Consider the following 14,627-nt stretch of genomic DNA (forward strand, 5'->3'; position numbering starts at 1 on the left):
TTTCTCCTTCGTCGAAATGACAAACAAAGTCAACTTTTTCAAAGTTCTAATGAAATTACTTCGTTCCTCTCAATGACTTATAAACACAAAAAAACCTCTGAAATTCAGAGGTTTTTAATTTATAAGTTGGGTTATTAACAACTACTTCTTCTCTATTCTTTCGAAAGCATTTTTAACCATTTCTTTCTCTTTCGGAAACCAGCCTTGGATTACTAAAGCAAATCCAAAAACCATTAAAACCACGCTAATTCCCTTTTTAATTTTAAGGATATTAGTTGGAGTCATTTTTGATTTTAACTGTTTGGCTAATAAAATTTTAGCACAATCAATTAACAAATAAGTGATAATTACAGCAGTAAAAAATGTCATCATTCTAGGAGTCTGCATATCTAATTTTGGACCTACAGAAATAATAACGGCAAGCCAGAAACCAAGAACACCAATGTTAATAACATTCAGTAAAAATCCTTTTACAAACAAACTACCATAGTTTCTTTTCAGAATATCACGATCAATTTCTTCATCGTTTATTTTTTCTTCTTTCTTTAGTTTCACAAACGAAATGATACCATAAGAAAGCATAATTATTCCGCCAAAAATAAAAAGTGCTGGATCATCTTTTAAACTAGAAATCAGCCTATAACTTCCAAGATAAGCAATAGCAATAAAGAAAATATCACCTAATACTACTCCTAAATCAAAAACAATTGCAGCTCTAAATCCTTTTGTAATACTGGTTTCTAATAAAACAAAAAATACAGGACCTACCATAAAACTAAGAACAAGTCCCCAAGGAAGTCCCGCTAGAATATCGTTAATCATCAATTACTACTTGTTATTTTACTTCTTCGATTTTACCGCCAAAAACTGTTTTTTGGTTTATTTGCTTTGGTTTTCCATAAATGTAAATAGAGCCTCCTGCGCTCACTTTTGCATCGACAAGGGTAGAAGCATTAACATCTGCTTTTCCGCCCGCAGAAACGCTTACAGTGGTCTGAGACGTTTCTAATTTACTCGCTAGTAAATATCCACCAGCTCCTAAACTTGCATCTTGGTTGGCAGCTTTTCCAGTTAATGTAATTTTGCCACCTGAAACTGAGCTTACTTTTAGTTTATCAACATCCAAATCAACGTTAATAATACCACCTTCCTGAGCACTAACTTTAAAAGAAGTAGCTTTGATAGCTTCACTGCTTTTTACCTCTGCTCCTTCATTAACATCAATCAATTCTAAATGTTTGTAATACAAAGTTACTTCAAGATCATTTCCTGACAGCAATTTTGGAAAAGGCATTCTTAGTTTCAAAATACCGTTTTTGTTCACAGCTTCTAATTCTGCTTCTCTAGTACCTTTTATAACAATTTTATTTTCAGATCCTTGAACTAATTTTACACTTAATTTATCAAATACTTTTACGGTATCAAAATCACCTAACTCTTTGGTAACTTGACCAAAAGACATTTGTACAAATAAAATTGCTGCTCCTATAATTAGCTTTTTCATACTTTTATTTTTAAATTAATATTTATTCTGCTCGTCTTAAAAAATGAAAATCAAGTTGTTTTTTCACTAAGTCGGCATTTTTTACTTTCACATAAATTTCGTCTCCTAATTGCAGTAAACGGTTTGAAGTTGCTCCAACCAATGCATATTGTCTTTCGTCAAAAGTATAGTAATCCTCTTTTATTTCTCTGATTCTTACCATTCCTTCGCATTTGTTAGAAACAATTTCAACATAAATTCCCCATTCGGTAACACCAGAAATAACTCCAAGGAATTCTTCGTCCTGATGATCCTGCATGTATTTAACCTGCATGTATTTGATACTGTCGCGCTCAGCATTTGTTGCTAAGTTTTCCATGTTTGAACAATGCAGACATTTGGTTTCATAAGTTTCTTCATCTACAGAAGCTCCTCCATCCAAATAATATTGCAGCAAACGATGTACCATTACGTCTGGATAACGACGAATTGGCGATGTAAAATGGCTATAATAATCAAAAGCTAAACCATAATGTCCAATATTATCTGTCGAATATTTGGCTTTACTCATACTTCTAATGGCAAGAGTATCAATAAGATTTTGTTCTTTCTTACCGTTTACTTCTTCCATCAAAGCGTTTATTGATTTTGCTATATCGCCTTTTGTTCTAAAATCAATTTTATAACCAAACTTAGCAATTACAGTTTGCATTGCAATCAGTTTATCTTCATTTGGTTCATCGTGAATACGGTAAACAAAGGTTTTCTTCTGTTTTCCAATGTATTCTGCTACTTTTCTGTTAGCCAAAAGCATAAATTCTTCAATCAAATGATTCGCATCTTTTGAGATTTTGAAATAAACTCCTTCTGGTTCACCTTCTTCATTAAGATTAAATTTCACTTCAACTTTATCAAAAGAAATAGCACCTTGCTGCATTCTTTTCTTTCTTAAAATCTTAGCTAATTCATCTAGTTTCAAAGTTGCTTCAACAATTTCATCTGAAACCACATAAGATTCTCCAGTAATAGAAATATCAACTGGAATCGTATTATTTCCTTTTGTTTCAATAATATGCTGAGCCTCTTCGTAAGCAAAACGTTGATCTGAATAAATTACAGTTCTTCCAAACCATTGGTTGATAACCTGAGCTGCTGGAGAAACTTCAAATATTGCAGAGAAAGTATATTTCTCTTCATTCGGACGAAGCGAACAAGCAAAGTTAGACAACACTTCTGGAAGCATTGGCACTACTCTATCCACTAAATAAACCGAAGTTGCTCTTTGATACGCTTCATCATCAAGGATTGTTCCTTCTTCCAAATAATACGAAACGTCCGCAATATGAATTCCGATTTCGAAGTTTCCGTTTTCTAACTTTTTGAAAGACAACGCATCATCAAAATCTTTTGCATCTTTTGGATCTATCGTAAACGTAAGCGTATCGCGCATATCACGACGCTTTTCAATCTCAGATTCCTGAATAGAAGTATCCAGTTTTTGTGCATACACCTCTACTTCTACCGGAAAATCTGCTGGCAAACCATATTCTGCTAAAATAGCATGAATCTCAGTATTATGTTCTCCAGGTTTTCCTAAAACTCGAATTACAGATCCAAACGGACTATCAGCTCTTTTTGGCCAATCTTCAATCTTAACTAAAACAACGTCACCGTTTTCTGCTTCACCAATTTTATCTTTAGGGATAAAAATATCGGTATACATTTTAGGATTTGCAGTAGAAACAAAAGCAAAATTTGGCTGCATATCAATTACCCCTACAAACTCTGTTTTATCTCTTTCTATAACTTCAATTACTTCACCCTCAGGTCTTTTTCCTTTTCTTCTGTTATAAACGTAAACCTTTACTTTGTCTTTATCTAAAGCACGATTCAAATTATTGGTCGGAATAAAAACATCTTCTTCAAATTCGTCACAAATAAAATATGCCGTTTTTCTGCTCGTCATATCTATTGTTCCTTCGTAGTAATCCTGGCTTACGGCTTTTACTAAGTATTTTCCAGGTTCTGTTTCTACTATTTTCTTCTGAGCTGCCAGAATCTTTAGATCTTTTATAATCTGATTTCTGCTTTTTGTATCATCAAGTTCTAGCTTTGCTCCTATCTGTTTGTAATTGAATGCCTTATTAGCGTTTTGCGATAAAATCTTCAGGATTTTCCCAGAGAAATCTTTCTCTTTTTTTATCGGCTTTCTAATTTTCTTACTCATATATCTTTTCTAATAAGGTTTAAAATTACGAATAAGAAATCAGATTACAGATTTTAACAAATAGAATTATTAAAATTATAACTTTTCGTACATTTACAAAAAGACCTAAAATGGAAAGCTTTAAAACGATCGCCGTATTCAATTATCTGCACGAAACCGTAGTTCTCAAACACTTACTAGAGCAAGAAGGAATTCCTTATTTTTTCGAAAACGAAATGACACTCTCTGTAATGCCATTTTACTCCAATGCACTGGGCGGAATCAAACTCAAAGTTCATCCAAACGATTTCGAACAAGTTCAAGAAATCTTGGACAATCTCAATAATCCGCTTAAAATTGTCTGAAACAAAAATTCAAACGAATTCAAAACAGAATAAAATTCAATCTCAAAAAAAATTTTTTCCTTTTCAACTTTTTTAGTTTTCAACATATATTAAATACAACAAAAAAGATTTTTAAAAATTTAAAAAAATTTGATGGTTATTATAGTGTGTTAATATGTCGAATAAATTTTTTTTTGAAGTCATTGAAATCTCGTTTTACTTATTTATTCTGAGTTATCAACATAGTTATTTTTAGTTAAATTACTTATTTATAAGACTTTTTGTATTTTAATTAACAACGGTTGACAACCAAAATTGAATTGATTTTGTAGATAAGTTGATATGTTGATTACTGTTGAAAATGGTATTTTTGATATTGATAACTTTTCCAAAAATTCACGAAACTTTTCTTGCATATTTAAATCACGTTTTGGATTAAGCATTTTTCTTAAACAACCAAAAAAAACTTCTAATTTTCTTTTCGAACTTATTAACATTTTCTGTTAACTTAAAGTTAATTGAATATCAAGCAATTACAAACTCCTATTAACACCTCAAAATTTTAACAAATTTTCTGCTTATTATTTATTGATTGTGAGATACTTATGGAGTTATCAAAATTGTTAATAACTGATAAGGTTTTGACTATAAGATAGTTGTAAAATGGAGTGTTTTGCCAAGAATTGGACGAATGTACAAGAGTTTATATTAGAATGTTTATATAGTATTTAAAAAGAAAAAAATTTGTGAAAATTGGAGTAATTCGTGGCAAACATCTATTTATTAAGTAAATTTGCATGACACAACTAAATAGTATAGAAAAATGAAAATTTCGATAGGAAACGACCACGCAGGACCAGAATATAAAAAAGCAATTGTTGAAATGCTTAAAGCTAGAGGATATGAAGTAACTAACTACGGTACAGATACTGATGCTTCTGTAGATTATCCAGATTTTGGACATCCAGTTGCCAACGATGTATCTGAAGGAAAAGCAGATTTTGGAATCGTTATCTGCGGAAGCGGAAACGGAATCGCGATGACTGTTAATAAACACCCGAAAGTAAGAGCTGGTTTATGCTGGACTAAAGAAATCGCGTATTTGACGCGTTTACACAATGATGCCAATATTGTGAGTATTCCAGCGAGATTCACTTCTATTCATCAAGCTGTTGAAATCGTTGAAACTTTTCTTGATACAGCTTTCGAAGGCGGCAGACACCAAAATAGAGTGAACAAAATTGCTTGCGCATAAAAAGTCAAAAAAAATTCGGTGCTTCGCACCTATTCATAAACACACCGGGCCGATTTTTAATTTGCTCGGTTTTTTATTTTAAGTATTTATTATTCAGTATTTTAAAATGTAATTTTTGAGTTATCAACAATGTTAATATCTACTTTTTATAATTTAAATACGTAATTATAAAAGCCACTTGAATTACTAAAATCACGGCAAACTTCACAATAAAAGAAGTTTTACTCGTTTTATGTCTAAATAATAACATCGCTGTTAATAATCCTGGCGATCCACCAGTTAAAGCCATGAGAAACAAGGTTTTTTCGGAAATACGTCGGTTATTTTTTCGGGCTTGAGATTTGTCATATCCCGCGAAAATAAAAACGAGAATGTTTATAAATAAAAAATATAGTAATAAAACTTCCATTAGCTTAAAATTAAAAACAAAGATATTATTTTAGCCGAATGATTTACTATTTTGCAGAAACGCTTTAACAAGTAAATTATATCATTTTTAAGTAAGAAAATCATTTCATTAAAAGTATGACTAATATTCAATTTATTGCCAAGTCTGTTCAGGCACCCGCAGTCAGTATTCAAAACACAGTTAAATTATTAGAAGAAGACTGTACGATTCCGTTTATTTCGCGTTACCGAAAAGACGCAACCGGAAATCTTGATGAAACTGTAATTGAGCAGATTGCAAAGCTTCAAAAAGATTATGATACACTTATAAAACGTAAAGAAGCCGTTTTAAAATCTATTGAAGAGCAAAAAGCGCTTACACCAGAATTGAAGAAAAAGATTGAAGACAGTTTTGATTTACAAGAGATAGAAGATTTCTACCTTCCTTATAAAAAGAAGAAAAAAACAAAAGCTGATGTGGCGCGCGAATTTGGTCTTGAACCTTTGGCGAGACTCATTATATCTGAAAGTGATGCTGATATCGATTTTATTTCGACTCAGTATATTAATGAAAATGTTATTAACGAAGAAGCCGCTATTCAAGGCGCACGAGATATTGTAGCCGAATGGATTAACGAAAATATTTATGTTCGTAAACAATTAAGAAGATTGTTTCAGCGAAAAGCGACTATTGCTACAAAAGTGGTTAAAAAGAAAGCTGAAGAAGAAGGAGCGCAGAAATTCAACCAATATTTTGATTGGGAAGAACCTTTGACAAAAGCGCCAGCACACCGTTTATTGGCAATGTTACGTGCAGAAAATGAAGGTTTTATCAAAATGAAAATTGATGTTGATATTGACGATGCATATGATGTAATTGACGAAATCATCATTAAAAAACAAAATAATACAACAGCTCACTTACAATTAGCAATTGAAGATAGTTATAAACGTTTACTAAATCCGGCAATTGGAAACGAAACGTTGCAGGAAGCAAAAGCAAAAGCCGATGCGAATTCAATTCAGGTTTTTGCTAACAATTTAGGTCAGTTATTATTGGCTCCGCCGTTGGGAGAAAAACGTATTTTGGCAATCGATCCTGGATTTAGAAGCGGTTGTAAAGTCGTTTGTCTGGACGAAAAAGGAGATTTGTTATACAATGAAACCATTTATCCGCACGCGCCTCAAAATGAGGAATCGATGGCGATAAAAAAAATCCGTTCGATGGTAAATGCGTATCAAATCGATGCAATTTCTATTGGAAACGGAACAGCTTCTCGTGAAACGGAATTTTTCATCAAAAAAATTGCGTTTGACAAACCGGTACAGGTTTTTATTGTTTCAGAAGCTGGTGCTTCGGTTTATTCGGCATCAAAAATTGCGAGAGAAGAATTCCCAAATTATGATGTAACTGTTCGTGGTTCGGTTTCTATTGGAAGAAGACTTTCAGATCCTTTGGCCGAATTGGTAAAAATCGATCCAAAAGCAATTGGAGTAGGACAATATCAGCACGATGTTGACCAAACTAAATTAAAAGAAGAATTAGATAATACGGTTATTCGTTGCGTAAACTCGGTTGGAATTAACATCAACACGGCAAGTAAACACTTATTAAGTTATGTGAGTGGAATTGGGGAGAAGCTGGCGGAAAACATTGTACAATATCGTTCTGAAAACGGCCCTTTTGAAGATAGAAAACAGCTGAAAAAAGTGCCTCGTTTAGGAGATAAAGCGTATCAGCAAGGAGCAGCGTTTATTAGAATTACAAATGCTAAAAATCCGCTGGATAATTCGGCAGTGCATCCAGAGGCTTATCCTGTTGTTGAAAAGATGGCGAAGGACTTGAATATTTCTTTAAACGAATTAATTGCAAATAAAGAGAAAACAGCGCTTATTAAGCCAGAAAAGTATGTAACACCAGAAATTGGTTTATTAACGCTAAAAGACATCATAAAAGAGCTTGAAAAGCCCGGATTAGACCCAAGAAAGTCGGCTAAGGTTTTTGAGTTTGACGCAAACGTAAAATCGATCAAAGATTTGAAAACAGGAATGATTCTTCCGGGAATTGTTAATAACATCACCAACTTTGGCTGTTTTGTTGACATCGGAATCAAAGAAAGCGGATTAGTGCATATTTCTCAGTTAAAAGCTGGGTTTGTAAGTGATGTGAACGAAGTTGTGAAATTGCATCAGCATGTTGATGTGAAAGTGACTGAAGTTGATGAGGATAGAAAGAGAATTCAGCTGACGATGGTTTTGTAAAAATGCTAATTTTTCACAATCTTGTCATTTCGACCGAAGGGAGAAATCACACTAGAAACTCGACAAAGATTAAAATTCTCTGTGCGGAAATACTTGTGCGATTTCTCCCTTCGGTCGAAATGACAAAACTATTGAGTAGTTTCATTATAAGCCATAAAAAAATCCCAAACTACATCTGTAATTTGGGATTTAATAAGTTTTTCGAATTTCTTATTTTGTTTCTTCTTCCTGTTTTTTAGGAGCAGCAGGTTGATCGTCTTTAGCAGCGTTTTTAAATTCCTTAATTCCACTTCCTAAACCTTTCATTAATTCTGGAATTTTTTTACCTCCAAAAAGTAATATCACAATACCTACGATAACAAGGATTTCTGTAAGACCTAATCTTCCCATGACTAATATATTTAATGCCGAAGCAAATTGTTTTTCTTAATTATTCCGCAAAGGTATATAGAAATATACGAAATAGAAGTATTTTTAGTTTAAAATATTTCGATCTGACCGCGTTAAATATTTTATAAAATCGTAAATTATAGCTCTTCATGAAATTTTTCGAACAAAAATCATGATGATTAATTACTATATTTGCTAGCATAAAGAAGCATAATGACTAATAAAAAGAAAAAGAATTTTAGGAAAAAACTGTTCATTAAAAACCGATTGGTAATTTTAAATGAAGACACTTTTGAAGAGATATTTTCTTTTAGGCTTACTTTAATGAATGTCTTTGTAACGTTTACTTTAGGAGGAATATTTCTAATTTTGGTTACTACTTTCATTATTGCATTTACTCCGCTTCGTGAATTTATTCCTGGATATTCTTCGACAGAATTGAAGCGAAATGCCACAAAACTGGCAATTAAATCAGATTCTTTAGAAACGGCCTTGAAACAAAATGAAGCTTATATAAAAGGAATTCAGAAAGTTTTAAAGGGAGAATTAGAATATTCAAAATTCAATAAAGATTCAATAAAAGCAGAATCAGTTGAAGATGCTTCAGATTTAAATATGAAAGCCTCAGAAGCTGAAATAAAATTAAGAGAAGATGTTGCTCAAACTGAAAAGGAATTGAAAGCAAAATCTCAAGACAAAAAGAAAAGTGACAAAAAATAATACCACTGAAAATGTCAATTAAGTCAATTGCGGCGAAAATTTTTGCCCGAAAAATATATAAACAAACGTTTAGATGGGCTGAAAAACCTATTGAAACCCAACAAAGGGTTTTTAAAAGTTTGATTGAAAATGCTCAAAATACCGAATTTGGAAAAGACCATCATTTCGATCAGATAAAGACTTTTGAGGATTTTCAGAGACTTGTTCCTATAAGAGATTACGAAGATTTAAAATCTTATATAGAAAAGGTTGTAAAAGGCGAATCAGATATTTTATGGAAAGGAAAACCATTGTATTTTGCTAAAACTTCTGGAACAACGTCTGGAGCAAAATTTATTCCGCTGACCAAAGAATCGATGCCTTATCATATAGAAGCGGCTCGAAATGCTATCCTACATTATATTAATGAAACTGGAAATGCAGATTTTGTTGACGGAAAAATGATCTTTTTACAAGGAAGTCCCATTTTAACCGAGAAATACGGAATTAAATTTGGCAGACTTTCGGGAATTGTAGCGCATTTTGTTCCAAAATATCTTCAGAAAAATAGAATGCCATCTTGGGAAACCAATTGTATTGACGATTGGGAAACGAAAGTAGATGCAATTGTAGATGAGACAATAAAAGAAGATATGTCTGTTATTTCTGGAATTCCGTCTTGGGTTCAAATGTATTTTGAACGTTTGGAAAAGAAAAGCGGAGGAAAAAAGATTGGCGAGATATTCAAAAACTTCAATCTGTTTATTTACGGAGGCGTTAATTATGAGCCTTATCGTGCCAAATTTGAAAATATGATTGGCCGAAAAGTAGACAGTATTGAATTATTTCCAGCTTCTGAAGGATTTTTTGCATATCAAGATTCGCAGAAAGAAAAAGGAATGCTTTTGTTACTGAATTCTGGAATTTTCTACGAGTTTATAAAAGCGGACGAATTTTTTAGCGAAAACCCAAAAGCCCTGACAATAGGCGAAGTTGAGGTTGGAGTAAACTACGTTTTAATTATTTCGACCAATGCAGGACTTTGGCGTTATAATATTGGTGACACGATTCAGTTTACCTCTTTGGCTCCTCATCGTGTTATAGTTTCTGGACGTATTAAACATTATATTTCGGCTTTTGGAGAACACGTTATTGCTAATGAAGTTGAAAATGCGATGAAAGAAGCGGTAAATTCTACTAATATTGTAATCAACGAATTTACAGTGGCACCGCAAATAAATCCGTCAAACGGACTTCCGTATCACGAATGGCTGATCGAATTTGAAAAAGAGCCTGAAAACATGGAAGTTTTTGCTGAAACGATTGATAATTCAATGCGAAAACAAAATATTTATTACGACGATTTAATTACCGGAAATGTTTTAAGAAAAGTAGTTGTCACGAAAGTTTCTAAAAACGGATTTCAAGATTACATGAAATCACAAGGAAAACTAGGTGGACAGAACAAAATTCCGAGATTATCGAACAACAGAGATATTGCGGATAATCTTACAAAATAAAATAATATTTCCAAGATTAAGCAGTTATTTATTCATATGAATTAGGATGGATAAGTAAATGAAAATTAAATGAGTCAAGGAAAGTTTCAAAATAAATACCGTATTTCTTCAATAAGAGCGCAATGGTGGGATTATGGTTGGAATGGAGCTTATTTTATAACAATTTGTACACAAGACAGAAAACATTATTTTGGAGAAATTCAAAATGATAAAATGGTTTTATCAGAGGTTGGTATTATTGCCGATATATTGTGGCATCAAATACCCATACACCATAAAAATGTCGAATTGGGTGATTTTGTTGTCATGCCAAATCATATTCATGGAATTTTGATTATCGATAAAAAATTGAATAATACGAATATTGTAGAGACAGGGCATGCCCTGTCTGTACCACCATCAGAAATATTTCAAAAATTGGGTTCGAATCGTTTTCAAAACATTGGAAAAAATACGATTTCGTCTATTGTTGGATCCTATAAATCTGCGGTAACCAAACATGCCAATAGATTGGGATATCCACATCAATGGCAAAAATTATTTTATGATAATATAATTAGAGATAATAATCAATATCAAAGAATTTCTGATTACATTGTTTCAAATCCTGAAAATTGGGTAAAGGATAAATTTAAAACAGAAGAAACATAGTTAAAAATCAAAATTCTTACATTTGATTTTTTAAAGTAAAAAGCATGAAAGAAACCAAACATATATCAAGATCTAGAGCGCAGGAATCTTCTGCGGCTATAGAAAAAATGTACATTACAATGCGCCATTTATTCAACCGTGGTTTTTACAAACCAATGGGAGTTTCTGGCGATAGCTTACGCGAATCATTATTGGCTTTACGCCCTGAAATCTACGGGAATATTGCTGAAGAAAAAGTAGAGTTAAACGGACTTTTATATGTTATAGAACGTCTTCCGATAGGAATTGAACAATGCCGCTTTATCAATTTAACTTCAGATGAAGGATATTCTAAATCACATTTCCAACCGATTGTTCCTCCAAAAAGAAGAAGAAATTGTTATAGAATTGACGAAGAACAAATGAATGTCGAAATCACGCGCGGACGTTCGGACATTTATGATATTCTGACACATTTGACTTTCATTTTCATTGAATCTCATAAAATCAAAAATAGAGTTTTGATAGACGATGGGGGAGAGGTTTCTCGCGATTGGCAGAAATTGGAACAAGCCGTAATGCAGACTAAAAAGCTTTCTTTGGTAGAAAAAGAAAAAGCTATTTCTCATGTTGCAAATATTTTAGCTAGAACTTTCGAAGAAGTTTTAGATATTTACGATTCATTTGGTTCAGAAACTGCACCAGATCGTTTCTTGCACGTTATTTATTGGTTAGGAAAATTAGCAATCGAAGAAATTGTTGAAAACAACAAACGTACAATTACTTTTAGTCCAGTTTTACGTGAGCGTCTTGGACATCATATTCACGGAGAAATTTGGGCAACGAATATAAAAGAAGTTCTAAAAGCAAATGATTTGTTGAAAAGACCAATTCATATAATAAGTGCCAATATGCACAGTGTGATGAATTCTATTTTTGCAACGCCTTTGCTGAAAACAAAATATAAAGGAAAAACAGATTTCTTTATTTATGAAGAATTAAGTGGTTCAGGTTCAAAAGAAATTAGATCTCAAGTTGAAGATTTGGCTTTAAAAAATGGAATGATTTCGTTGCCGGATTGTTCAGGAACAAATATCGATGTTCAGATTTTTGATACAGCCAAAATTGACTGGTCAAAAACAGCCTTTTCTCATGCTAATGTAGGTGAAGATAAACCTGTTATTATCGTAATGGATTATGCTTTTGGCGAGCAGGCGTATGAAACAATCGATGAACTTTTAAAACCTTATAAAAAGGAAACTTTACTAAATGTAAAATCGGTTTCGATTATGGGTAAAGCTGGAATTTTGGAAGGCGGAAAAGGAGATATCATGATTCCAACAGCGCATATAAATGAAGGAACAGCGGATAATTATTTCTTCGAAAATGAACTTACGGGCGCAATGTTCGAAGGAAATGAAATTGATATTTATGAAGGCGCGATGGTTACCGTTTTAGGAACTTCGTTGCAAAACAGAGATTTATTGAAGTTTTTCCACGAATCGACTTGGGGAGTAATTGGTCTTGAAATGGAAGGATCTTATTACCAAAAAGCAATTCAGTCTGCATCAAAAATTAGAAAAAGTGTACCGCACGATATTAAAGTTCGTTATGCATATTATGCTTCAGATAATCCTTTGGAAACAGGAAGCACTTTGGCTTCTGGCGGATTGGGAACAACTGGTGTAAAACCAACTTATTTGATTACAATTAAAATTTTAGAGCAGATTTTCAATATAAAATAACACTTTAAATGAGTACAAAAGTACCTCAGAATACAGAAGATCAAGAGATTGATTTGGCTCAGATTTCAAAAAAAATCGGCAATTTTTTTGACCGAGTTAGTACTTCTATTTTTAAAAGTATTCAATTTTTTGTGAAGAATTGGGTTACTGTCCTTATTTTAATTGTTGTAGGTTTTGGGACAGGATTTTTATTGGAAAACTTTAAGAAAAGCTATCAGCATCAAATTATTGTGGCACCAAATTTTGGGAGTACAGATTATCTGTATTCTAAAATAGAGTTGATTGATGCTAAGATTAAGGAAGGAGACACTTTATTTTTAAAAAATATAATAGGAATCCAAAATCCTGATAACCTGAAAAAGATCGAAATTGAACCAATTGCAGATGTTTACAATTTTATCAACAATAAACCAGAAAATTTTGAATTGATAAAATTAATGGCCGAAGACGGGGACATTAAAAAAGTGCTTCAGGAAAATATAACAAGTAAAAATTATACGTATCAGACTATAGTTTTAACAACAAAAAACAAAACATCTGAAGAAAAGCTGGTTAAACCATTTTTGAAATATTTTAATTCATCTGATTATTATAGTAAAATTCAAAAAGAGTCGTATGAAAATATTCAGCTAAAAATGAGAAAAAATGATACGATTATTAAACAAATTGATGGTCTTTTAGATAACTTTTCTAAATCAACAAATAGCGGTGCTAAAAATGATAAATTGGTGTATTACAATGAAAATACTCAATTAAATGATATTATTAAAACAAAAGAAACATTAATTAATGAGCAGGCAATTCATAAGATAGAATTGATAGCTTATGACAAAATAATTAAAGAAAGCAGTATTACAACTAATATAGAGTATGAAAAAATTACAGAGAAGTATTTGAAATTTATCTTACCAGTTTTATTTGTTTTACTCTTTATATTCTATAGATCTTTTATTAAATTTTATAGAAGGCAAAACAGTCTTTTTGGAAATTAATTTTTTACCATTATTTAAATCAAAAAAAATTACATTTGTCAAAATTTTAAAATAATGAACAAGAAAAACATTTTAATAAATTTACTTGCAATTGTATGTTTTATTTCTTGCAAAAATAAGGATGTGCAGGAGCCTATTGAGGAAGTTAAAGCAAATACTTTTGATGTTATTGTTGATTTGAATATTCAAAAAGATGACGAATTGATTCTTTTTTACAAAGATGCGTCTATTGCTTATTTTGATGCAAAAAACACAGTGTATAATGGTGTAAAAGGAAAAGCAGAAGCGCAAACAATTACTTTTAGTATACCCGAAGGAATTTTGCCAAATGATATTCGTTTTGATATTAGTTCAAAAAAAGAACAACAGCCAATCAAAATTAACTCAATTGCCTTAAGTTATAATGGTAAAATTTTTAAAGTAGAACAGCAAGATTTATTAAAATATTTTACTCCAAATGAATTTATAAATTTTGATGCTGCAACTGGAACAGCTTCTTTTACAGAAAAAGAAGGTAATTATGATCCAATTTTTAATACAAAGCCAGCAATATATGTTGAGCTTGAAAAACTTGAAGGGAAACAGTTGTAATTTCTTGATAGATAATTATAAATCAAAATATAGAGGTTAATTCATTTTTTTATGAATTAACCTTTTTAATATAAAGAAAGTATTGATATTTATTTTACGAAAATATTTTTTTCAGCATGCCTC

At 31.8% G+C, this 14,627-nt stretch carries 14 protein-coding genes; 9 read left to right on the forward strand and 5 right to left on the reverse strand.

Annotated elements, in window-relative coordinates; all coding sequences use genetic code 11:
* Positions 1-141: 141 nt before the first annotated feature.
* Genes OD917_RS11885 through rnr form a run of 3 tightly spaced genes read right to left on the reverse strand, consistent with a single transcriptional unit; the run spans position 142 to position 3,710 of the window.
* A complete protein-coding gene (locus tag OD917_RS11885) occupies positions 142-822 on the reverse strand; it encodes a LysE family translocator (RefSeq protein WP_111378732.1) in 681 nt (226 codons plus the stop codon).
* A 13-nt stretch (positions 823-835) separates the two neighbouring features.
* Complete coding sequence (locus OD917_RS11890; RefSeq protein ID WP_263523732.1) at positions 836-1,504, reverse strand: head GIN domain-containing protein; 669 nt, start codon at positions 1,502-1,504, stop codon at positions 836-838.
* A gap of 22 nt (positions 1,505-1,526) precedes the next feature.
* The gene (rnr, locus tag OD917_RS11895) at positions 1,527-3,710 is read right to left on the reverse strand and encodes a ribonuclease R (protein WP_263523733.1); all 2,184 of its coding nucleotides are present in this window, start codon (positions 3,708-3,710) and stop codon (positions 1,527-1,529) included.
* A 110-nt stretch (positions 3,711-3,820) separates the two neighbouring features.
* Between rnr and OD917_RS11900 the strand changes: the two genes are divergently transcribed.
* Both OD917_RS11900 and rpiB read left to right on the forward strand, forming a co-directional pair.
* Positions 3,821-4,054 carry a DUF2007 domain-containing protein gene (locus tag OD917_RS11900; RefSeq protein ID WP_263523734.1) on the forward strand — a complete coding sequence of 78 codons (234 nt, stop codon included), beginning with the start codon at positions 3,821-3,823 and terminating at the stop codon, positions 4,052-4,054.
* An 802-nt stretch (positions 4,055-4,856) separates the two neighbouring features.
* Positions 4,857-5,288 (forward strand): ribose 5-phosphate isomerase B, encoded by a 432-nt coding sequence (gene rpiB, locus OD917_RS11905; RefSeq protein ID WP_008465784.1) that lies wholly within the window; start codon positions 4,857-4,859, stop codon positions 5,286-5,288.
* A 139-nt stretch (positions 5,289-5,427) separates the two neighbouring features.
* On the opposite strand, the gene OD917_RS11910 is transcribed toward rpiB, so the two are convergent.
* On the reverse strand, positions 5,428-5,697 hold the full coding sequence (locus OD917_RS11910; RefSeq protein ID WP_263523735.1) for a DUF1294 domain-containing protein: 270 nt from the start codon (positions 5,695-5,697) through the stop codon (positions 5,428-5,430).
* 116 nt (positions 5,698-5,813) lie between these two features.
* Between OD917_RS11910 and OD917_RS11915 the strand changes: the two genes are divergently transcribed.
* Positions 5,814-7,937 (forward strand): Tex family protein, encoded by a 2,124-nt coding sequence (locus OD917_RS11915; protein ID WP_263523736.1) that lies wholly within the window; start codon positions 5,814-5,816, stop codon positions 7,935-7,937.
* Positions 7,938-8,147: 210 nt separating this feature from the next.
* Here OD917_RS11915 and OD917_RS11920 read toward each other — a convergent pair whose 3' ends face one another.
* A complete protein-coding gene (locus OD917_RS11920) occupies positions 8,148-8,327 on the reverse strand; it encodes a twin-arginine translocase TatA/TatE family subunit (protein ID WP_111284299.1) in 180 nt (59 codons plus the stop codon).
* Positions 8,328-8,540: 213 nt separating this feature from the next.
* On the opposite strand from OD917_RS11920, the gene OD917_RS11925 reads away from it, so the two are divergent.
* From OD917_RS11925 to OD917_RS11950, 6 genes are all read left to right on the forward strand, one after another.
* Complete coding sequence (locus OD917_RS11925) at positions 8,541-9,047, forward strand: peptidase (RefSeq protein WP_263523737.1); 507 nt, start codon at positions 8,541-8,543, stop codon at positions 9,045-9,047.
* Between the two features lie 11 nt (positions 9,048-9,058).
* Entirely contained in the window at positions 9,059-10,546 is a 1,488-nt protein-coding gene (locus OD917_RS11930) for a GH3 auxin-responsive promoter family protein (RefSeq protein WP_263523738.1), read from the forward strand.
* 69 nt (positions 10,547-10,615) lie between these two features.
* A complete protein-coding gene (locus tag OD917_RS11935; RefSeq protein ID WP_263523739.1) occupies positions 10,616-11,197 on the forward strand; it encodes a transposase in 582 nt (193 codons plus the stop codon).
* A gap of 44 nt (positions 11,198-11,241) precedes the next feature.
* On the forward strand, positions 11,242-12,921 hold the full coding sequence (locus OD917_RS11940) for a DUF6909 family protein (protein WP_263523740.1): 1,680 nt from the start codon (positions 11,242-11,244) through the stop codon (positions 12,919-12,921).
* Between the two features lie 8 nt (positions 12,922-12,929).
* The gene (locus OD917_RS11945; protein ID WP_263523741.1) at positions 12,930-13,913 is read left to right on the forward strand and encodes a hypothetical protein; all 984 of its coding nucleotides are present in this window, start codon (positions 12,930-12,932) and stop codon (positions 13,911-13,913) included.
* A gap of 54 nt (positions 13,914-13,967) precedes the next feature.
* Positions 13,968-14,504: a hypothetical protein gene (locus OD917_RS11950; protein ID WP_263523742.1), complete on the forward strand. Its 537-nt coding sequence runs from the start codon at positions 13,968-13,970 to the stop codon at positions 14,502-14,504.
* Positions 14,505-14,627 lie beyond the last annotated feature (123 nt).

Source organism: Flavobacterium sp. SH_e, from assembly GCF_025717045.1.
Classification (GTDB): Bacteria; Bacteroidota; Bacteroidia; order Flavobacteriales; family Flavobacteriaceae; genus Flavobacterium.

Bases quoted from the DNA above. Each gene is read 5' to 3' on its own strand.
- OD917_RS11885 (WP_111378732.1), bottom strand. From the start codon at position 822: ATGATTAACGATATTCTAGCGGGACTTCCTTGGGGACTTGTTCTTAGT.
- OD917_RS11890 (WP_263523732.1), bottom strand. From the start codon at position 1,504: ATGAAAAAGCTAATTATAGGAGCAGCAATTTTATTTGTACAAATGTCT.
- rnr (WP_263523733.1), bottom strand. From the start codon at position 3,710: ATGAGTAAGAAAATTAGAAAGCCGATAAAAAAAGAGAAAGATTTCTCT.
- OD917_RS11900 (WP_263523734.1), top strand. From the start codon at position 3,821: ATGGAAAGCTTTAAAACGATCGCCGTATTCAATTATCTGCACGAAACC.
- rpiB (WP_008465784.1), top strand. From the start codon at position 4,857: ATGAAAATTTCGATAGGAAACGACCACGCAGGACCAGAATATAAAAAA.
- OD917_RS11910 (WP_263523735.1), bottom strand. From the start codon at position 5,697: ATGGAAGTTTTATTACTATATTTTTTATTTATAAACATTCTCGTTTTT.
- OD917_RS11915 (WP_263523736.1), top strand. From the start codon at position 5,814: ATGACTAATATTCAATTTATTGCCAAGTCTGTTCAGGCACCCGCAGTC.
- OD917_RS11920 (WP_111284299.1), bottom strand. From the start codon at position 8,327: ATGGGAAGATTAGGTCTTACAGAAATCCTTGTTATCGTAGGTATTGTG.
- OD917_RS11925 (WP_263523737.1), top strand. From the start codon at position 8,541: ATGACTAATAAAAAGAAAAAGAATTTTAGGAAAAAACTGTTCATTAAA.
- OD917_RS11930 (WP_263523738.1), top strand. From the start codon at position 9,059: ATGTCAATTAAGTCAATTGCGGCGAAAATTTTTGCCCGAAAAATATAT.
- OD917_RS11935 (WP_263523739.1), top strand. From the start codon at position 10,616: ATGAGTCAAGGAAAGTTTCAAAATAAATACCGTATTTCTTCAATAAGA.
- OD917_RS11940 (WP_263523740.1), top strand. From the start codon at position 11,242: ATGAAAGAAACCAAACATATATCAAGATCTAGAGCGCAGGAATCTTCT.
- OD917_RS11945 (WP_263523741.1), top strand. From the start codon at position 12,930: ATGAGTACAAAAGTACCTCAGAATACAGAAGATCAAGAGATTGATTTG.
- OD917_RS11950 (WP_263523742.1), top strand. From the start codon at position 13,968: ATGAACAAGAAAAACATTTTAATAAATTTACTTGCAATTGTATGTTTT.